The following is an 18,163-nucleotide window of genomic DNA, read 5'->3' as shown; positions in this document are numbered from 1 at the left end:
AAAGTGAAATTATTCCGGCTGTTTCAACACTAAACAGCTGGAATAATGGTAGTTAGCACGTATTTCTTTGAGAAACCAAGTTCACCGAAATGGCACACTCTTCAATTTCCCTGCCGCAGGTCGCAACCACATTTAAGTGCTATTATTCTGGCAGTTATAGCGCCTTAATGAAGGAATATTGGCACATGGCCAAGAAGACAGCCCCACTCTTGCCCGCCGCTTCCAGACTCCTTTCCGAGTTCGGCGAGCGCCTGAAACTTGCTCGCCTGCGCCGCAAGCTCACAGCTAAACAAGTCGCTGAACGGGCGGGCATGTCACTGATGACATTGCGCTCTCTGGAGTCTGGTGGATCAGGAGTGACCATCGGGGCATACCTGTCGGTCATGCAGGTTCTGGGGCTTGAAAAAGACTTGAGCAAACTCGCGGCTATCGATGAAGTGGGCCGACAACTGCAGGATGCACAACTCAAACCCAATGCCACTTCTACAACTGACTCGAACCGACGAACTCGCAGAATCAGCGCAGTGAAAAAAACCTCTCCAATGCCTGAAAAAGACACTGGAGTGATTGAAAGTACTGCCCACACAGCTGATCTGTCCGCTGACTACCCCTTCAACACCCACTCACTTTCCAATCTGTTGACCCAGAAAAAAACCAAGCCCACGACAGGTGAGAAATGACCCGGATTGCCGTGTATGCCGATTGGGAATCCTTGAGTGGTCCCAGACGCCTCGGTTTCTTGCATGCCCGAAAGGCTCGCGCCACGGAGGTCTTCGAGTTTGAGTACGACACGGCTGCGCTGGCAGATCCTGAGTTGAACTTCACATCGCTGGACCCTCGCATCGGGCTCTATGAAGGTCGTCAGTTCCCTGGACAACATCAAAACCGCTTTGGCGTGTTCGCTGATTCAAGCCCGGATCGCTGGGGGCAGCTACTGATGAAGCGGCGACAGGAACGCGATATTCGCGACGGTTTGGCAGCCAAGGGCAGCAAGCTCTACGAATCGGATTTCCTGTTAGGTGTACATGACCTTTATCGGGTCGGTGCGATTCGCTACAAGCTCAATGACCAAGGCCATTTTCTCGATGGTCGCGATGGCTTGGCCGCCCCGCCTTTCATTGAGTTGCGGGCGCTCGAACAAGCAAGCCGAGCGCTGGAAAATGATGCGGACAACACCGCACTCGACGGTCGCGAATGGCTGAGAATGCTGATCGCACCTGGCGGTTCGCTGGGTGGTGCTCGCCCCAAAGCCAGCGTCGCGGACGAGCACGGTCACTTGTGGATAGCCAAGTTCCCCAGTACCCGCGATGACTATGACATTGGCGCCTGGGAACTGGTGGTGAATGCCTTGGCCAATCATTGTGGCCTGCGAGTCGCAACTGCTATCGCCCGACGCTACGCCAGTGATCATCACTGCTTCATGGTCAAGCGCTTCGATCGAACGAACCGGGGTGGCCGACTGCACTTTGCCTCGGCCATGACCATGACGGATCGCGTTGATGGTGAAGATGCCTCAGTCGGCGCGAGCTATCTTGAGCTGGCCGAAGTGCTGATGGAACACGGCTCGGAAACCAATGCTGACCTTCGTGAGTTGTGGTCTCGGATTGTGTTCAACATCCTGGTCTCCAACAGCGACGACCACCTGCGTAACCACGGCTTCATCCTTGATCCCGGCCGGGGATGGCGATTGTCTGCCGCCTATGACATGAACCCGGTGGCCTACGCTGACGGCTTGAAGCTAAACATCACCGATACGGACAATGCACTGGATCTGGAGCTTGCCCGGGAAGTGGCGGGGTATTTCCGGGTCAATCGTGCGAATGCAGAAAGCATCATCGACAGCTTCAAAGAAGTTGTCAGCCAATGGTCCACGCTAGCAGGGGCATTGGGCCTATCAAAACGCGAGCAGGACAATATGGCGCCTGCATTTCGATTAGCGGAACCTATACAATGAACCTCGCCCCCAACCTCCCCGACGACCCGACCCTCCACCAGCTCATCCAGCTCCTCCACGAGGAACTCGGCCTCCCCGAACGCAAAGCCATCAGCCTCAGCACCTCGATCAATTTCGACCTCGGCTGCAACGGTGCCGACGCACAGCACCTGATCGAAACCCTGGAGGACCACTTCACCATCGATTTCGTGGATTTCGACAGTTATCGCTATTTCCAGCCCGACGGCTACGATGTATTTCTCAAGCGCAAAGCCAAGGGTCGCGGCGACAAGGAACCATTGACCATCGGCATGCTCTACCGGGCTATCAAGGCTCAACGCTGGGACACTGATGAGCTGGAACGCCCGTAACGTCCCCGGCGCACAACGATAAGGACATTGCGTGGACGTATTGATGGGCTTGCTGGCCGCCGTGCTGTGGGGCGGTACGGATTTTCTGGTGGGTTTGAACGCCCGCGCGGTGGGTGTCAAACGTGCCGTGTATTTCGGTCAGGCGCTGGGCTTTGCCATCATGAGCCTGCTGCTGATCGCCTTCCCCGTGTTCATTCTGCGGTCAATGGCCGCACCGCTTGATGTCTGGTTGATTGGCGTCGCTGCCGCCGTGCTGACCGTGTCCGGCGCGCTGGCACTGTCCAAGGCCTTCGCCCTCGGCAAAGCCTCCATTGTCGCGCCGCTGGTAACCTCCTACGGTGTGGTGACCACTTTGCTGTCCTGGGCCGGCGGCGAGCAGATCAGCCTGCTCCAGCTGCTGTGTATCGCGCTGTGTGTGATTGGCGTGGTTCTCTCCGCTATTCATTCCGACCCGAAGGTGCCCCACACCACGCAGGCGAGCAGCTCCATCGCTTTTGCGCTGCTGGCGGCGGTGTTTTACGGCACCAGTTTTTGGCTGCAAGGCCGTTTTGTACTGCCAATACTCGGGCCGGTGACGATGCTCTGGCTCGCGTATCTGATCGGGTTGATCGTGTTGGTAGCGATCGTCCTCAGGATCGACGACGGCCTGAAAATCCCGCCGCTGAAAAACTGCCTGACACTGACCGGCGCGAGCCTGATGAACCTCGGCGGTTTTTCATCGTTTGCCTGGGGCGCGGTGGCCGGCTCGGTTTCGGTGGTGACGGTGATTAGCACGCTGTCAGGCGGAATTGCGGCGATTCTAGGGTATGTGTTTTTCAAGGAACGGCTGGGCAAGGTTCAGATGCTTGGGGTCGTGCTGGTGCTGTTCGGGGCGTTTGTCCTGCACCTTAAAACCTGAAACGCCGCGCACAAAAAAACCGCCCCGAAGGGCGGCTTTTTCATTGCATCAAACCAACACTTACAACTTAGGACCAGCAGCCTTGATCGCGTCGCTCACTTCGAACTTCTTGAAGTTCTCGATGAACAGGCCGGCCAGTGCTTTGGCGGCTTCGTCGTAGGCGGCTTTATCAGCCCAAGTGTTGCGTGGGTTCAACAGGCCAGTCTCAACGCCCGGTACGGCCAGAGGCACGTCGAGGTTGATGGTGTCCAGGTGCTCGGTTTCGGTACCGATCAGCGCGCCGCTCTGGATCGCTGCGATCACTGCACGGGTGGTCGGGATGTTGAAGCGTTTGCCGACGCCGTAGCCACCGCCGGTCCAGCCGGTGTTGACCAGGTAGACCTTGGAACCGAAGCCGCGGATGCGCTTGATCAGCAGCTCTGCGTACTCACCAGCCGGACGCGGGAAGAACGGTGCGCCGAAGCAGGTGGAGAAGGTCGACTTGATGCCGCTGCCCGAACCCATTTCGGTCGAGCCCACCAAAGCGGTGTAGCCGGACAGGAAGTGGTAGGCCGCTTGTTCTTCGTTGAGGATCGACACTGGTGGCAGCACGCCGGTCAGGTCGCAGGTCAGGAAGATCACAGCGTTAGGCTCGCCACCGAGGTTCTCCTCGGAACGCTTGGCAACGTGCTCCAGCGGGTAAGCGGCACGGCTGTTCTGGGTCAGGCTGACATCAGCGTAGTCGGCATGCTTGGCGTCATCGATGACGACGTTTTCCAGTACTGCGCCGTGCTTGATGGCTTTCCAGATAACCGGCTCGTTCTTCTCGGACAGGTCGATGCACTTGGCATAGCAACCGCCTTCGATGTTGAACACCACGCCTTCGCCCCAGCCGTGCTCGTCGTCACCGATCAGGTAGCGGCTTTCATCGGCGGACAGGGTGGTTTTACCTGTGCCGGACAGACCGAAGAACAGGGTCACGTCGCCTTCTTCACCGATGTTGGCTGCGCAGTGCATTGGCAGCACGTCAGCGGCCGGCAGCAGGAAGTTCTGCACCGAGAACATGGCTTTTTTCATCTCACCGGCGTAACGCATACCGGCGATCAGCACTTTCTTCTGTGCGAAGTTGAGGATCACGCAACCGTCGGAGTTGGTGCCATCACGCTCAGGCACGCATTCGAAGTTGGCAACGTTCAGGACTTGCCATTCATCACGGCCAGCCGGGTTGTACTGGGCCGGGTTGATGAACAGGCAACGACCGAACAGATTCTGCCAGGCAGTCTGGGTGGTCATCTTCACGGCCAGGTAGTGCTCGGAAGCCGCACCTACATGCACGTGGGAAACGAAATGCTCTTGCGCGTTGTTGAACGCCTCAACGCGGTCCCACAGGGCATCGAACTTGTCGGCCGGGAACTTGCGGTTGATCGGGCCCCAGGCGATGGCGCCCGTGGTGCTCGGCTCATCAACGATGAAACGATCAACTGGCGAACGGCCGGTACGGTGACCGGTACGAACAACCAGTGCGCCGGTATCGGCAAGCTCGCCTTCACCGCGGTTGAGGGCTTCTTTAACCAGATCATCAACACTCAGATCGGTGTACACGGCGTTATTGGCTTGCGTCATGAGGTTCCCCGTCGGCCAGTGGCCGAGTGCTCCAAACGTTTTTGTAGTAGAAAGTCGTGCACTACTACCGCGAAAAAAGTGGGCCGGATTATGCCAGAAAAGCCCAAAAAGAGTAGGCCCCTCCTGTCGTAACGGCGTTATTCCGGCGCTAACCAGTGAATTTACCTGCGCTGAACCGTTTTAGTGACGGGTATCTGACGGCGTCTCGACACCCGCGCCGGCGAACAATTGAGTGACGTCGGCGGCGTCGAACAGGTACTGCTGGTTGCAGAACTGGCAGTCGATCTCGATTTTGCCACCGTGTTCAACCACCAGGTTTTGCGCGTCTTCCATACCCAAACTGACCAGTGCATTGGCCGAACGTTCGCGCGAGCAGCTGCAACGGAAGCGCAGTTTTTGCACATCGAACAGACGCACTTGCTCTTCGTGGTAGAGACGATGCAGCACGGTTTCGTTGTCCAGGCCCAGCAACTCATCGGCAGTCAGGGTAGTGGCCAGCGCGGTGAGGTGCTGCCAGCTGGCGGCGCGTTCTTCTTCGTCTTTCAGGCGATCGGCAGGCAGCTGTTGCAGCAACAGGCCACGGGCGCGACGGCCATCGGCGCAGAGCTTGATGCGCGTGCCGATCTGCTGCGACATGACGAAGTAGTTGGTGAAGCAGTCAGACAGCGTTTCGCCGTCCAGATCAACCACGCCCTGATAGCGCTGGCCTTGTTTCGGGTCGATGGTCAGGGTCAGCGAACCGTCCGGCATCAAGTCGGACAGGTTGGCGTCAGGGGCGATGCGGTCGGCCTCGTAACGGGCCAGACCACGGATGTCGCGCTCGCTGGAGCATTCGATCATCAGCAGCGGGATCGGGCCTTCGGAGCGGGCCTGAAGGATCAGCAACCCATCGAACTTCAAGGTGCCGACCAGCAACGCCGCGGCCGCCATCAGTTCGCCGAGCAGTTGTGCGACCGGTTCCGGATAGGCGTGCTTGGCCAGGACTTCGGCGTAGCTGAGCTCCAGCGAAACCATCTCGCCACGGGTGTCGCTGTCATCGAAGATGAAGCGTTGGGTGAAGTCGTTATCCGGTAGGTCGGTCATAAGTCTGGGTATCTGAAGTGGTGACTAGGTATGGCTTACAGGCCGGCGGCAGTGTGCGCTTTACGACGAACGGCACACGCACGGCAGGCGAATTACCTCATATGGCTACGAACAGGCGCAATTACAAGTCTTTGCCCGGTTGATGCGATCGGCGGACCGGGCAAATCATTCGTTGCTGCTGCCACGAAACTTGAACAGATCGCGCCGCTGTTTCTTGCTCGGCTTGCCATCAGTGCTCACGCCCAGGGCGCCTGCCTTGCGCTCGGCGGCGGCATTTTCGCGCTTGGCGATGCTGGCTTCGGTTTCAGCGTACAGCGTCTGTGCCTCCGGCGCGCCACGACGCACGATCGACAGCGCCAGGACCACAACCGTGCGTTCCTCGAAACCGGTGCGGAGCACGAACTCATCGCCGATGCGTGGCTCTTTGCCAGGCTTGCAGCGCTCGCCCCGGCAATGCACCTTGCCGCTTTCAATCGCCGCTTTGGCCAAGGCTCGGGTCTTGTAAAACCGCGCGGCCCACAACCATTTATCGAGGCGGACTTTGTCGTCCTCTTCGTTTTTTTGTGCCATGGGATTTCCTCGTTCTGAAATATTTGTGAACTGTACTACCGTTCTGTCGTGCCAAGAATTTCTCCGTCCCGGACTACAATGCTGACATTCCATAACCTCCTCCGGGAGGCTGGAAATCCGGGCCGTAGATATCTGTCGCCTTTTACCCATTATTCTGCGTGAATACCGCGATTTCGGCCGCCTGCGGCCACCGTGGTTTCTACCGGTTGAGCAATTTTGAAGACATTTGACCATTTGACCGTTGTCGGTTTGCGCGAGTGGGTGGCGCTCCCTGATTTGGGAGTCGCGGGCCTTCGGGCAAAAATCGACACCGGTGCCAGCACTTCCAGCCTGCATGCCACCGACATCGAGACGTTCGAGCGCGATGGCGGGCAGTGGGTGCGCTTCACCGCGCACCTGGGCACGGTGGTGCAGTTGCGTCATCGCCGCTGCGAAGCACCGCTGGTGACACGCAAAACCATTAAAAGCTCTAACGGTCACGCGCAGGTGCGATACGTGATCAGCACCACCCTGGCCCTCGGTGATCGGGTCTGGCGGGTCGAGTTCACGCTCGCCTGCCGCAAATCCATGCGTTATCGCCTGCTACTCGGTTCCAAAGCCTTGATCGACGGCCAGTTGGTGGTCAATCCGGGCATTAAATATGTACAAGACAAGCCGGTGTTCCCGGTATCTACCTTCTCCACAGGTGTTGCATGAAGATCGCTGTGCTGTCGCGGAACCCGCGTCTGTATTCCACCCGTCGCCTGGTCGAAGCCGGTACCGAACGCGGCCATGAAATGGTGGTGGTCGATACCCTGCGCGCCTACATGAACATCGCCAGCCACAAGCCGCAGATCCACTATCGCGGCAAGCCGCTGGAAGGTTTCGACGCCGTGATCCCGCGGATCGGTGCGTCGGTCACGTTTTATGGCTGCGCAGTCTTGCGCCAGTTCGAAATGATGGGGGTTTTTCCACTCAACGAATCGGTGGCCATCGCCCGTTCGCGGGACAAACTTCGCTCGCTGCAATTGCTCTCACGTCGCGGCATCGGTTTGCCGGTGACCGGGTTTGCCCACTCGCCGGACGACATTCCCGACCTGATCGAAATGGTCAACGGTGCGCCACTGGTGATCAAGGTGCTGGAAGGCACCCAAGGCATCGGTGTGGTGCTGTGCGAGACCGCCACGGCGGCGGAATCGGTGATCGAGGCGTTCATGGGCCTCAAGCAGAACATCATGGTTCAGGAGTACATCAAGGAAGCAGGCGGCGCCGACATTCGTTGCTTCGTGGTAGGCGACAAGGTGATTGCGGCGATGAAGCGCCAGGCCAAACCCGGCGAGTTCCGCTCCAACCTGCATCGTGGCGGCAGCGCCAGCCTGATCAAGATCACGCCGGAAGAACGCATGACCGCATTGCGTGCGGCAAAAGTCATGGGTCTTGCGGTGGCGGGTGTGGATATCCTGCGTTCGAATCACGGACCGCTGGTGATGGAAGTGAATTCGTCGCCGGGGCTTGAGGGGATTGAGACCACCACTGGCAAGAATGTGGCGGGGATCATCATTGAGCATCTGGAGAAGAATGGTGGGCCGAATATGACTCGGACCAAGGGCAAGGGCTGATACACAACCACTGTGGCGAGGGAGCTTGCTCCCGCTCGGCTGCGTAGCAGTCGCAAGATGGGAGTCCTCCGGACTCCAGCGGGAGCAAGCTCCCTCGCCACAAAGGGTTGTGTACGACTCTTAAACCGCATCCCTCGGCAACATCAACCCCAACGGCAATCGCACCCGCGCTTCAAGGCCACCACCGGTACGGTTGCGCAGCTCAACATTGCCACCATGCATCGAAGCAATCCGCTTCACGATCGCCAGCCCCAACCCGGTGCCCTTGCCGCCCCGCGCACGGTCACCACGAGTGAACGGGTTGAAGATCGCTTCCAGTTCCGACGGATCAATCCCGGCACCCCGGTCCATGACGCTGAGCACCACGTAGGGTGCAGCGGTGTCACCGGAGACATACGCCGCCACTTCCACACCACTGCCCGCATGATGCAGCGCGTTGCCGATCAAGTTGTTCAGCAATCGCTTCATCGACACCCGACGCAACGGAAACGGCTGGATAGGCTCCAGGCGCAGGCGCACTTTCTCTTCGTTCTGGTTGTACGGCGCGGCCACTTCGCGGACCAGATCGCTCAGGTCGACCTCTTCCACCGACTCATCGCGACCGTCGCGAATGAACGCCAGGAACTGGTCGAGAATCGCGTCCATGTCCTCGATGTCGCGGACCATGTCGTCCGTCAGGTCGTTGCGATCGCCCATCAATTCCAGGGACAGCCGCAAACGGGTCAACGGCGTACGCAGGTCATGGGACACCCCGGCGAGCATCAACTCCCGCTCACGGCCGGCCTGTTCGACGTCCTCGGCCATCTGGTTGAAGGCGCGATAAACCTCGGTCATTTCACTCGGCGTATCGCTGATCGGCAGGCGCACGCTGCGACCCTGACCGAGTTGCCGCGCGGCGTACACCAGGCGCTTCAAGGGTTGGTTGAGCTGGCTGACGAAAATCCATGCCGAGGCAGTAGAGAGCAAACCAATGGCGAGGAACCAGCCGAGCACGTTCCAGATTTTCTGGCCACGCAACGGATGCGGATAAAGCGGCACTTTCAGCCAACCATCGCCCAGGCTTGGTGCCCGGACCCAAAGCGCCGGTGGTGAGTGCATACGCAATCGGACTTCGGTGTCTTCACCCAACTCGGCCTGCATCTGCCGCTGATAGATCTCGCTGTACGGCCAGTGTTGTTCGCCTTCCGGCACACCGGCGCCGACCACACGTATCAGGGTCGCGGCTTCGGCAATCTTGTCGCGGTTGTTCTCGTCGGCGGCCCAATAGGCACGCAGCGTCAGGGCGACACCGTGGCTGTACTGACGGTCCACCAGCACATCCTCGTTCATCAACAGATAAACCAAGGTCAGCGCCTTGGAGAACAGGACGACAATCAGCACCAGCCAAAGGGTGCGGGAGAAGAAACTCTGGGGGAACCAAACCGGGGTTTTCATGGGTAACCGTTACACACTTGCAGGAGCGAGCGCTGCTCGCATATTGCGGATCGCGAGTCTGCGGGCAAGGCCATCTGACCTGACACCCGCACGACCCGCTCCTACAAATCGCCGATCACTTTGTGGCGGCGCCATCCGGCACGAACACGTAGCCCACGCCCCAGACAGTCTGGATGTAGCGCGGTTTGGACGGATCAGGTTCGATCATCCGGCGCAGACGGGAAATCTGCACGTCGATGGAACGCTCCAGGGCATCCCACTCGCGGCCACGGGCCAGGTTCATCAGTTTGTCGCGGGTCAGTGGCTGACGGGCGTTCATCACCAGGGCCTTGAGTACCGCGAACTCACCGGTGGTGAGCATGTGCACTTCTTCACCGCGCTTGAGTTCGCGGGTGGCCAGGGACAACTCGTAGTCGCCGAAGGTCACGCTTTCGTCTTCGCTGCCCGGTGCGCCCGGCACTGGAGCCGACTGGCGACGCAATACCGCTTTGACGCGGGCCATCAGCTCATCCGGGTTGAACGGCTTGGCCAGGTAATCGTCGGCGCCCAATTCCAGGCCCTTGATGCGGCTCAGCTCATCGCCCTTGGCGGTCAGCATGATGATGGGGATCTGATTGTTCGCGCCACGCAGGCGGCGGCAGGCGGTCAGACCGTCTTCGCCGGGCAGCATCAGGTCGAGGACGACCAGGTTGAACACTTCGCGCGCCAGCAGGCGGTCCATTTGCTCGGTGTTCGGTACGGCGCGGGCGCGATAGCCCTTGCTGACGAAAAAACGCTCCAGCAGGCTGCTAAGGCCCGGATCGTCGTCAACAATAAGAATTTTTTCGCCTTCAGCAATGTTTGCAGTGCTGCTCATTAGATGCTCCTTTGATCTCGGCGCGCATTATGGCGTAGCTGCCGTTATACGCACCGTGTGCATTGTTAGCAGATTTTTCCTTTACCGCCAGAAAACCGGCCATTGAAGCCGCAGCCTGCGATGCCCCTGAATGGCCGAACGCTGGTTATAATGCGCGGCCTTTTGTGTCAGGCAACATCAGACAGGTACTACAGACAGACGCGATTTATTTTTATAGCGTCAGCAGTAATTGTTCGATTTCACGGGTCAACGCAATGCCTGTTGACCCAGGCAGCGGCGCTGGCCAGGCCGCTCAACCAGACTCGCCAAGGCCCTAACTCTGCGCCTGCGAGCCTGCTTTCACAATTTGTCAGGTGGTTTTATGGACAGCATCAACAGCCGCATCGCCGAGGAACTCGGCGTACGCCCACAACAGGTCGAAGCGGCCGTCGCGCTACTCGATGAAGGCTCTACCGTTCCCTTCATCGCCCGTTACCGGAAAGAAGTCACCGGCAGCCTCGATGACATCCAGTTGCGTCATCTGGAAGAGCGTCTGCGCTACCTGCGAGAACTCGACGAACGGCGCATCAGCATCCTTGCCAGCATCCAGGAGCAAGGCAAGCTGACCCCGCAGCTTGAGCGCGACATCAAGCTCGCCGACACCAAGACTCGCCTCGAAGACTTGTACCTGCCGTACAAGCAGAAGCGCCGCACCAAGGGCCAGATTGCCCTGGAAGCCGGCCTCGGCGAGCTGGCTGACGGCCTGTTCAACGACCCGACCCTGACGCCAGACGCTGAAGCCGCACGCTTCGTCGACGCCGAAAAAGGCGTGGCCGATGTGAAGGCTGCCCTCGAAGGCGCCAAGTACATCCTCATGGAGCGCTTCGCCGAAGACGCAGGCCTGCTGGACAAACTGCGCAACTATCTCAAGCAGGAAGCCACTCTCAGTGCCCGCGTAATCGCCGGCAAGGAAGAGGAAGGCGCTAAATTCCGCGACTACTTCGAACACGACGAACCGCTGAAAAGCATGCCTTCGCACCGTGCGCTGGCGATTTTCCGTGGCCGCAACGAAGGCATCCTCAGCTCCGCGCTGAAAGTCGGCGATGAGCTGCCGGGCACCATGCACCCATGCGAAGCCATGATCGGCCAGCAGTTCGGCATTCAGAACCAGAACCGCGCCGCCGACAAATGGCTGGGCGAGGTGGTGCGCTGGACCTGGAAGGTCAAGCTCTATACCCATCTGGAAACCGATCTGCTGGGCGAACTGCGCGACGGCGCGGAAACCGAGGCGATCAGTGTATTCGCCCACAACCTGCATGACTTGCTGCTGTCGGCCCCGGCCGGCCCGCGCGCCACTCTGGGCCTCGACCCGGGCCTGCGCACCGGTTGCAAGGTGGCGGTGGTCGATTCCACAGGCAAGCTGCTGGATCACGCCACGGTTTACCCGCACGTGCCACACAACAAGTGGGACCAGACCCTCGCGATCCTCGCCGCCCTGTGCGCCAAGCACGCGGTGGACCTGATCGCCATCGGCAACGGCACCGCCAGCCGTGAAACCGACAAGCTCGCCGCGGAGCTGATCAAAAAATACCCAGCCATGAAGATGACCAAGGTCATGGTGTCCGAGGCCGGCGCATCGGTTTACTCGGCGTCGGAACTGGCTTCCAAGGAATTCCCGGACCTCGACGTATCGATCCGTGGCGCCGTGTCGATTGCCCGCCGCTTGCAAGATCCGCTGGCCGAACTGGTGAAGATCGATCCGAAATCCATCGGTGTCGGCCAGTACCAGCACGACGTGTCGCAGCTGAAACTGGCGCGCGGCCTGGATGCCGTGGTCGAAGACTGCGTGAACGCCGTCGGCGTGGATGTGAACACCGCTTCCGTTGCGCTGCTGGCGCGGATCTCCGGCCTCAACGCAACACTGGCGCAGAACATCGTCAGCCACCGCGACGAACACGGAGCGTTCAAAACCCGCGCTGCGCTGAAAAAAGTCGCACGTCTGGGCGAAAAAACCTTCGAACAGGCCGCTGGCTTCTTGCGCGTGATGAACGGCGAAAACCCGCTGGACTCGTCAGCGGTACACCCGGAAGCCTATCCGTTGGTTCAGCGCATCGCCGCTGAAACCGATCGTGACATCCGCTCGCTGATCGGCGACGCCGCGTTCCTCAAGCGCCTCGATCCGAAGAAGTACACCGACGAAACCTTCGGTCTGCCAACCGTGACCGACATCCTGCAAGAACTGGAAAAACCTGGCCGTGACCCGCGCCCCGAGTTCAAGACCGCCGAGTTCCAGGAAGGCGTCGAAGACCTCAAGGACCTGCAACTGGGCATGATCCTCGAAGGCGTGGTGACCAACGTGACCAACTTCGGCGCATTCGTCGACATTGGCGTGCATCAGGACGGTTTGGTGCACATCTCTGCGCTTTCGGAGAAGTTCATCAAGGATCCACGCGAAGCGGTGAAGGCTGGTGACGTGGTGAAAGTGAAGGTCATGGAAATCGACATTCCGCGTAAACGCGTGGGCCTGTCGATGCGCATGAGCGACACGCCTGGCGAGAAAATCGACGGTGCCCGCGGTGCACGTCCGGGTTCGGCGCCACGCCAGTCCCAGAACACCGCACCGCGCAAGGAAACCACGGCGGCGGCCCCGGCCAATAACGCCATGGCTTCGCTGTTCGCCAACGCCAAGCAATTGAAGAAACGTTGATGGAGATCCCTGCCGGGTATACCGAAAGCGCCTTTTTCAAGCTGCTCGGCTGCCGCCTGCACAGCCTGGAAACCGGGGTGGCGCAAGTCGCCCTGGTGCTGGAGCCGGAGCTGCGCAATCGCGCCGGCAAACTGCACGGCGGGGCGTTGTTCAGTCTGGTAGACATTGCCATGGGGCTGGCCTGTTCCAGCGCCCATGGCTTTGACCAGCAAAGCGCAACCATCGAGTGCAAGATCAACTACATCCGCGCCGTGTCCGACGGCGAGGTGATGTGCACGGCGCGGGTGATCCACCCTGGCCGCCGCACCTTGGTGGTTGAGGCCGACGTAGTGCAAGGCGACAAATTGGTCGCAAAAGCACAAGGCACGTTCGCTGTCCTGTAGCTAGTCGTCATCGATTTGAGTTAATTTCGGCGTTGTGACCACCGTGTCGGAATTTCCTGTGGGAGCGGGCTTGCTCGCGAAGGCGGTGTGTCAGGCAATTTATTTGTTGGCTGACACACCCTCTTCGCGAGCAAGCCCGCTCCCACATCGATTGCGGCAAGTTCCAAAACCAGGCGAAAACGCCAGTTTTAACTTCACCCTTGTAGACCGTCTTGCCCACCCCCATATTGGGGCGACTGACGCGTGAAGGAATCCAACTTGAGCGAACTTCTCAACCGCCGCCTGGCTCTGCTCGGCGAGCGCGCTAACCTCTCTCTGCTCGAACAGTGCCTTCACGGCATCGAACGTGAATGCCTGCGCGTGACTGGCGAAGGTCGCCTGGCGCAAACGCCGCACCCGGAAGAATTGGGTTCCGCGCTGACCAATGAACAGATCACCACCGACTATTCCGAGTCGCTGCTGGAGTTCATCACTCCGGCCCTGCCCGACCCGGCGGACACGCTGGCGAGCCTGGACAGCATTCACCGCTTTGCCTACAGCAAGCTCGGCAACGAGTATCTGTGGAGTCCATCGATGCCGTGTCCGCTGCCGGCCGAGGAAGACATCCCGATCGCCTATTACGGCACGTCCAACATCGGGCAGCTCAAGTACGTGTACCGCAAGGGCCTGGCCCTGCGTTACGGCAAGACCATGCAGTGCATTGCCGGGATTCACTACAACTTTTCCCTGCCGGAAAAGCTCTGGCCACTGCTGAAGGCGGCCGAAGGCTTCGTCGGCAGCGACCGCGATTTTCAGTCGTCGTCCTACATCGCGCTGATCCGTAACTTCCGCCGCTACAGCTGGCTGCTGATGTACCTGTTCGGTGCATCGCCAGCGCTGGACGCCGGTTTCCTGCGCGGTCGTTCGCACCAGTTGGAACAACTGGATCCGGACACCCTGTACCTGCCATACGCCACCAGCCTGCGCATGAGCGACCTGGGTTACCAGAGCAACGCCCAGGCCGGCCTGACGCCGTGCTACAACGATCTGACCAGCTACACCGACAGCCTGCGCAAAGCGGTGGCCACGCCGTACGCGCCTTACGTCGAAGTCGGCACGCACAAGGACGGTGAGTGGGTTCAACTCAACACCAACATCCTGCAGATCGAAAACGAGTACTACTCCAACATCCGCCCGAAACGCGTGACCTATTCCGGCGAACGGCCGATCCAGGCGCTGATGGCCCGCGGCATCCAGTACGTCGAAGTCCGTTGCCTGGACATCAACCCGTTCCTGCCGATGGGCATCGACATCACCGAATCGCGTTTCCTCGACGCTTTCCTGCTGTATTGCGCCTTGAACGACAGCCCGCTGCTGACCAATACCAGCTGCGGCAATGCGACCTCGAACTTCCTCAGTGTGGTCAAGGAAGGCCGTCGTCCGGGCCTGCAACTGCAGCGCGACGGACAACCGGTCGACCTGAAAGAGTGGGCCGGTCAGTTGCTGGAAAACATCGCGCCATTGGCCGCGTTGCTGGATCAGAGCCATGGCGGCGATGCCCACAGCAAGGCGCTGGACGCACAGATGGCCAAGGTCAAGGACCCGTCCCTGACGCCATCGGCCCAGGTGCTGGCGGCAATGGCCGAGCACAAGGAAAGTTTTACCCAGTTCTCCCTGCGCCAAAGCCAGGCCCATGCCGAGTTTTTCCGCAGCGAGCCGTTGCCGGCCGAGCAGCAGGCGAAGTTCGAAGAACTGGCGCGCTCGTCGCTGGCCCAACAGGTTGAGCTGGAACAGAACGAAGTCGGCGATTTCGATGTGTTTGTCGGGTCGTATCAGGCGAGCATTCTGGCGATCAGCAACTAACCTCAGAAGGGTCCTGCGGACCTTATCGCTAGCAGGCTAGCTCCCACAGTGGATCTTAAGTGTTCGCACAATTGTGTGAACACCCTTGAACCCCTGTGGGAGCTAGCCTGCTAGCGATTGACCGCGAAGCGGTCGCTCTTAGAATTTTCCGCTCATAAGCTCATTCGAAAAAGTTATTTATTTTCGAATTCTTAGATCATTTAGTCTCCTTTCACGCCGACTCTCGGTCGCCTGACAAGGAGCTACCCGATGAAACTGACTTTCCCTCTTCGCCTGCTGGCTGCCGCTTCTTTGGCTGCGGCGAGTATGTTTGCCCAGGCGGCTGACGTCACTGTCGCTTACCAGACCACCGTGGACCCGGCGAAAGTCGCCCAGGCCGACGGCGCTTACGAAAAAGCCACCAAGGCCGACATCAGCTGGCGCAAATTCGATAATGGTGCCGACATCATCGCCGCCATCGCTTCCGGCGACGTGCAGATCGGCTACCTCGGTTCCAGCCCCCTGACTGCTGCCATTACCCGCAAAGTGCCGGTGGAAACCTTCCTCATCGCCACCCAGATCGGCGCCGCTGAAGCCTTGGTCGCCCGCGATGGTTCCGGGATCAAGACCCCGCAAGACCTGATCGGCAAGAAAATCGCCGTGCCATTCGTTTCCACCGGCCATTACAGCCTGCTGGCCGCGCTGAAGCACTGGAACATCGATCCGTCGAAAGTCACCGTGCTCAACCTCGCCCCACCGGCAATCATCGCTGCGTGGAAACGCGGTGACATCGACGCCACTTACGTATGGGACCCGGCGCTTGGCGTCGCCAAGGAAAACGGCAAAGTGCTGATCACTTCTGGCGAGCTGGCCAAGTTCGGCGCACCGACCTTCGATGCCTGGATCGTGCGCAAGGACTTCGCCGAGAAGCACCCGGAAATCGTCACCGCGTTCGCCAAAGTGACTCTGGATGCCTACGCCGATTACCGCAAAGATCCAGAAGCCTGGCTCGCCAACCAAAGCAACGTCGACAAACTGGTGAAGCTCTCCGGCGCCAAGGCCAGTGACATTCCGCTGCTGCTGCAAGGCAACGTCTACCCGCTGGCGGCTGATCAAGTCGTCACCCTCGGCGCGCCGACCACCAAGGCCATCACCGACACCGCCGCGTTCCTCAAGGAACAAGGCAAGGTCGAAGCCGTACTGCCGGATTACGCGCCGTACGTCAGCGCCAAGTTCATCACCAACTGATCGGGAGTCAACGCGATGGCTTTGCTACAGCTGGAGCGCATCAGCGCACAGTACCCTGGCAGCCCGGAACCGGTGCTGGTGGATATTTCCCTGAGCCTGGGGCCCCAGCAATTGCTGGTCGCCCTCGGCCCGTCCGGCAGTGGCAAGACATCGCTGTTGAACCTGATTGCCGGTTTCGTCGAACCCAGCGCCGGGCGCATCACCCTCGACGGCGTGCCGGTCAAAGGCCCGAGCGCCGAACGTGGCGTGGTGTTTCAGGACGATGCCTTGCTGCCTTGGCAAGACGTGCTGGCCAACGTCGGTTTCGGTCTGGAACTGGCCGGCATTGCCAGGGAAAAACGTGAAATCCGCGCCCGGGAAATGCTCGCACTGGTCGACCTTTCCGGCTTTGAAAATCGCCGGATCTGGCAACTCTCCGGTGGCCAGAAACAGCGCGTCGGCCTGGCCCGCGCCCTCGCCGCCGATCCTCGCGTATTGCTCATGGATGAGCCCTTCGGCGCCCTCGACGCCTTTACCCGCGAACAGATGCAGGAGCTGCTGCTGCAAGTCTGGCGGCGCACCGCGAAACCGGTGTTCCTGATTACCCATGACATCGAAGAAGCTGTATTCCTCGCCACCGACCTGATTCTGCTGGCACCCAATCCCGGGCAAATCGTCGAACGCCTCAGTCTGGATTTCGGCCAGCGTTACGCCGCCGGTGAGTCGGCACGCTCGATCAAGTCCGATCCGCGCTTCATCGAAACCCGCGAACACGTACTCGCCAAAGTGTTCTCCCAACGCAGCGCCGTCCAGCGCCAGGAGCACGCATGAGCAGCTACGAAATTCCCGCTGCGGCGGTGAAGACAAACACCCCAGCCATCGCAGCCCGTCGCAGTTTGAGCACGCGCTGGATCAGCCTGCTGACCCTGGTCGCGCTGGTTGTCATCTGGTGGGCCGTGACAGCGACCGGTTTGATCGAACCGTTGTTCCTGCCACCGCCATCGGCCGTGCTGCAAAAAGGCTGGTTGCTGGCGACCAGCGGCTACATGGATTCAACCCTATGGCAGCACTTGGGCGCGAGCCTCAGCCGCATCGGTCTTGGCCTCGGCTTCGCGGTACTGACCGCCGTTCCCGTCGGCATCGCCATCGGCCACAACCGCATCGCTCGCGGCATTCTTGATCCGCTGATTGAGTTCTATCGTCCGATTCCGCCGCTGGCTTATCTGCCGCTGATCGTGATCTGGTGCGGCATCGGCGAGTTGTCGAAAGTGCTGCTGATCTACCTGGCAATTTTCGCCCCGATTGCCATCGCCACCGCCACCGGCGTGCGCACGGTTGACCCGGCCAAATTGCGCGCTGCGCAATCGTTGGGTGCGACGCGGGCGCAGTTGATTCGCCATGTGATTCTGCCGAGTGCATTGCCGGATATCTTGACTGGCGTGCGCATTGGTTTGGGCGTCGGTTGGTCGACGCTGGTTGCCGCCGAACTGATCGCCGCCACCAGCGGCCTGGGCTTCATGGTGCAGTCGGCCGCGCAGTTCCTGGTCACTGATGTGGTGGTGCTGGGGATTCTGGTGATCGCGCTGATCGCCTTCGCCATGGAAATGGGCCTGCGCAAATTGCAGCGCAAACTGGTGCCGTGGCACGGCCAGGCTCACTAGAACGTTTTGATCGCACTGACTACGCCGACATTTCGGTGCC

Annotated in this window: 17 protein-coding genes; 12 read left to right on the top strand and 5 right to left on the bottom strand. The window is 59.9% G+C overall.

Going from position 1 to position 18,163, the window contains the following annotated elements; genetic code table 11:
- The first annotated feature begins 185 nt into the window (after positions 1 to 185).
- Genes V6Z53_RS03555 through V6Z53_RS03540 form a run of 4 tightly spaced genes read left to right on the top strand, consistent with a single transcriptional unit; the run spans position 186 to position 3,202 of the window.
- Positions 186 to 680 carry a helix-turn-helix transcriptional regulator gene (locus V6Z53_RS03555; protein WP_338584176.1) on the top strand — a complete coding sequence of 165 codons (495 nt, stop codon included), beginning with the start codon at positions 186 to 188 and terminating at the stop codon, positions 678 to 680.
- On the top strand, positions 677 to 1,954 hold the full coding sequence (locus V6Z53_RS03550; protein WP_338584175.1) for a HipA domain-containing protein: 1,278 nt from the start codon (positions 677 to 679) through the stop codon (positions 1,952 to 1,954). Before V6Z53_RS03555 ends, V6Z53_RS03550 begins: the two co-directional genes overlap by 4 nt.
- The gene (locus V6Z53_RS03545; protein WP_338584174.1) at positions 1,951 to 2,304 is read left to right on the top strand and encodes a DUF1493 family protein; all 354 of its coding nucleotides are present in this window, start codon (positions 1,951 to 1,953) and stop codon (positions 2,302 to 2,304) included. The genes V6Z53_RS03550 and V6Z53_RS03545 overlap by 4 nt, the downstream gene beginning before the upstream one ends.
- Before the next feature lie 43 nt (positions 2,305 to 2,347).
- Entirely contained in the window at positions 2,348 to 3,202 is an 855-nt protein-coding gene (locus V6Z53_RS03540) for a DMT family transporter (RefSeq protein WP_338586443.1), read from the top strand.
- A gap of 60 nt (positions 3,203 to 3,262) precedes the next feature.
- Here the strand turns inward: V6Z53_RS03540 and V6Z53_RS03535 are convergent, their stop codons facing one another.
- From V6Z53_RS03535 to V6Z53_RS03525, 3 genes are all read right to left on the bottom strand, one after another.
- Positions 3,263 to 4,804 (bottom strand): phosphoenolpyruvate carboxykinase, encoded by a 1,542-nt coding sequence (locus V6Z53_RS03535; RefSeq protein WP_338584173.1) that lies wholly within the window; start codon positions 4,802 to 4,804, stop codon positions 3,263 to 3,265.
- A gap of 180 nt (positions 4,805 to 4,984) precedes the next feature.
- Positions 4,985 to 5,887 carry an Hsp33 family molecular chaperone HslO gene (gene hslO / locus V6Z53_RS03530; protein WP_338584172.1) on the bottom strand — a complete coding sequence of 301 codons (903 nt, stop codon included), beginning with the start codon at positions 5,885 to 5,887 and terminating at the stop codon, positions 4,985 to 4,987.
- Positions 5,888 to 6,052: 165 nt separating this feature from the next.
- On the bottom strand, positions 6,053 to 6,457 hold the full coding sequence (locus tag V6Z53_RS03525) for a S4 domain-containing protein (protein WP_338584171.1): 405 nt from the start codon (positions 6,455 to 6,457) through the stop codon (positions 6,053 to 6,055).
- 276 nt (positions 6,458 to 6,733) lie between these two features.
- On the opposite strand from V6Z53_RS03525, the gene V6Z53_RS03520 reads away from it, so the two are divergent.
- Together V6Z53_RS03520 and rimK are read left to right on the top strand one after the other, a co-directional pair.
- Complete coding sequence (locus V6Z53_RS03520; protein ID WP_338586442.1) at positions 6,734 to 7,153, top strand: ATP-dependent zinc protease; 420 nt, start codon at positions 6,734 to 6,736, stop codon at positions 7,151 to 7,153.
- Positions 7,150 to 8,055, top strand: a complete 906-nt coding sequence (gene rimK, locus V6Z53_RS03515; protein ID WP_007972871.1) for a 30S ribosomal protein S6--L-glutamate ligase — start codon at positions 7,150 to 7,152, stop codon at positions 8,053 to 8,055. The genes V6Z53_RS03520 and rimK overlap by 4 nt, the downstream gene beginning before the upstream one ends.
- A 120-nt stretch (positions 8,056 to 8,175) precedes the next feature.
- Here the strand turns inward: rimK and V6Z53_RS03510 are convergent, their stop codons facing one another.
- Positions 8,176 to 9,489 carry an ATP-binding protein gene (locus V6Z53_RS03510; protein ID WP_338584170.1) on the bottom strand — a complete coding sequence of 438 codons (1,314 nt, stop codon included), beginning with the start codon at positions 9,487 to 9,489 and terminating at the stop codon, positions 8,176 to 8,178.
- A gap of 115 nt (positions 9,490 to 9,604) precedes the next feature.
- Positions 9,605 to 10,345, bottom strand: coding sequence for a two-component system response regulator OmpR (gene ompR, locus V6Z53_RS03505; protein ID WP_020795794.1), 741 nt, complete (start codon positions 10,343 to 10,345; stop codon positions 9,605 to 9,607).
- A 361-nt stretch (positions 10,346 to 10,706) separates the two neighbouring features.
- Here ompR and V6Z53_RS03500 point away from each other — a divergent pair, with 361 nt between their 5' ends.
- From V6Z53_RS03500 to tauC, 6 genes are all read left to right on the top strand, one after another.
- Positions 10,707 to 13,031: a Tex family protein gene (locus V6Z53_RS03500; RefSeq protein ID WP_338584169.1), complete on the top strand. Its 2,325-nt coding sequence runs from the start codon at positions 10,707 to 10,709 to the stop codon at positions 13,029 to 13,031.
- Positions 13,031 to 13,414: a PaaI family thioesterase gene (locus V6Z53_RS03495; RefSeq protein ID WP_338584168.1), complete on the top strand. Its 384-nt coding sequence runs from the start codon at positions 13,031 to 13,033 to the stop codon at positions 13,412 to 13,414. Before V6Z53_RS03500 ends, V6Z53_RS03495 begins: the two co-directional genes overlap by 1 nt.
- A 258-nt stretch (positions 13,415 to 13,672) precedes the next feature.
- Positions 13,673 to 15,256, top strand: a complete 1,584-nt coding sequence (gene gshA / locus V6Z53_RS03490) for a glutamate--cysteine ligase (RefSeq protein WP_338584167.1) — start codon at positions 13,673 to 13,675, stop codon at positions 15,254 to 15,256.
- 249 nt (positions 15,257 to 15,505) lie between these two features.
- On the top strand, positions 15,506 to 16,483 hold the full coding sequence (gene tauA / locus V6Z53_RS03485) for a taurine ABC transporter substrate-binding protein (RefSeq protein WP_338584166.1): 978 nt from the start codon (positions 15,506 to 15,508) through the stop codon (positions 16,481 to 16,483).
- Between the two features lie 15 nt (positions 16,484 to 16,498).
- Positions 16,499 to 17,293: a taurine ABC transporter ATP-binding subunit gene (gene tauB, locus V6Z53_RS03480; RefSeq protein WP_338584165.1), complete on the top strand. Its 795-nt coding sequence runs from the start codon at positions 16,499 to 16,501 to the stop codon at positions 17,291 to 17,293.
- Positions 17,290 to 18,123, top strand: a complete 834-nt coding sequence (gene tauC / locus V6Z53_RS03475) for a taurine ABC transporter permease TauC (RefSeq protein ID WP_338584164.1) — start codon at positions 17,290 to 17,292, stop codon at positions 18,121 to 18,123. Before tauB ends, tauC begins: the two co-directional genes overlap by 4 nt.
- The last annotated feature ends 40 nt before the right edge of the window (positions 18,124 to 18,163 follow it).

It is taken from the genome of Pseudomonas sp. MAG733B (genome assembly GCF_036884845.1).
Taxonomy (GTDB): domain Bacteria; phylum Pseudomonadota; class Gammaproteobacteria; order Pseudomonadales; family Pseudomonadaceae; genus Aquipseudomonas.
This window is presented reverse-complemented; position numbering and strand designations above follow the sequence as displayed.

Excerpts from the sequence above, each read along its gene's own strand:
- V6Z53_RS03550 (WP_338584175.1), top strand. The coding sequence starts at position 677 with ATGACCCGGATTGCCGTGTATGCCGATTGGGAATCCTTGAGTGGTCCC.
- tauB (WP_338584165.1), top strand. The coding sequence starts at position 16,499 with ATGGCTTTGCTACAGCTGGAGCGCATCAGCGCACAGTACCCTGGCAGC.
- hslO (WP_338584172.1), bottom strand. The coding sequence starts at position 5,887 with ATGACCGACCTACCGGATAACGACTTCACCCAACGCTTCATCTTCGAT.
- V6Z53_RS03525 (WP_338584171.1), bottom strand. The coding sequence starts at position 6,457 with ATGGCACAAAAAAACGAAGAGGACGACAAAGTCCGCCTCGATAAATGG.
- V6Z53_RS03540 (WP_338586443.1), top strand. The coding sequence starts at position 2,348 with ATGGGCTTGCTGGCCGCCGTGCTGTGGGGCGGTACGGATTTTCTGGTG.
- V6Z53_RS03545 (WP_338584174.1), top strand. The coding sequence starts at position 1,951 with ATGAACCTCGCCCCCAACCTCCCCGACGACCCGACCCTCCACCAGCTC.
- tauA (WP_338584166.1), top strand. The coding sequence starts at position 15,506 with ATGAAACTGACTTTCCCTCTTCGCCTGCTGGCTGCCGCTTCTTTGGCT.
- V6Z53_RS03555 (WP_338584176.1), top strand. The coding sequence starts at position 186 with ATGGCCAAGAAGACAGCCCCACTCTTGCCCGCCGCTTCCAGACTCCTT.
- V6Z53_RS03535 (WP_338584173.1), bottom strand. The coding sequence starts at position 4,804 with ATGACGCAAGCCAATAACGCCGTGTACACCGATCTGAGTGTTGATGAT.
- rimK (WP_007972871.1), top strand. The coding sequence starts at position 7,150 with ATGAAGATCGCTGTGCTGTCGCGGAACCCGCGTCTGTATTCCACCCGT.
- tauC (WP_338584164.1), top strand. The coding sequence starts at position 17,290 with ATGAGCAGCTACGAAATTCCCGCTGCGGCGGTGAAGACAAACACCCCA.
- V6Z53_RS03500 (WP_338584169.1), top strand. The coding sequence starts at position 10,707 with ATGGACAGCATCAACAGCCGCATCGCCGAGGAACTCGGCGTACGCCCA.
- V6Z53_RS03510 (WP_338584170.1), bottom strand. The coding sequence starts at position 9,489 with ATGAAAACCCCGGTTTGGTTCCCCCAGAGTTTCTTCTCCCGCACCCTT.
- V6Z53_RS03495 (WP_338584168.1), top strand. The coding sequence starts at position 13,031 with ATGGAGATCCCTGCCGGGTATACCGAAAGCGCCTTTTTCAAGCTGCTC.
- ompR (WP_020795794.1), bottom strand. The coding sequence starts at position 10,345 with ATGAGCAGCACTGCAAACATTGCTGAAGGCGAAAAAATTCTTATTGTT.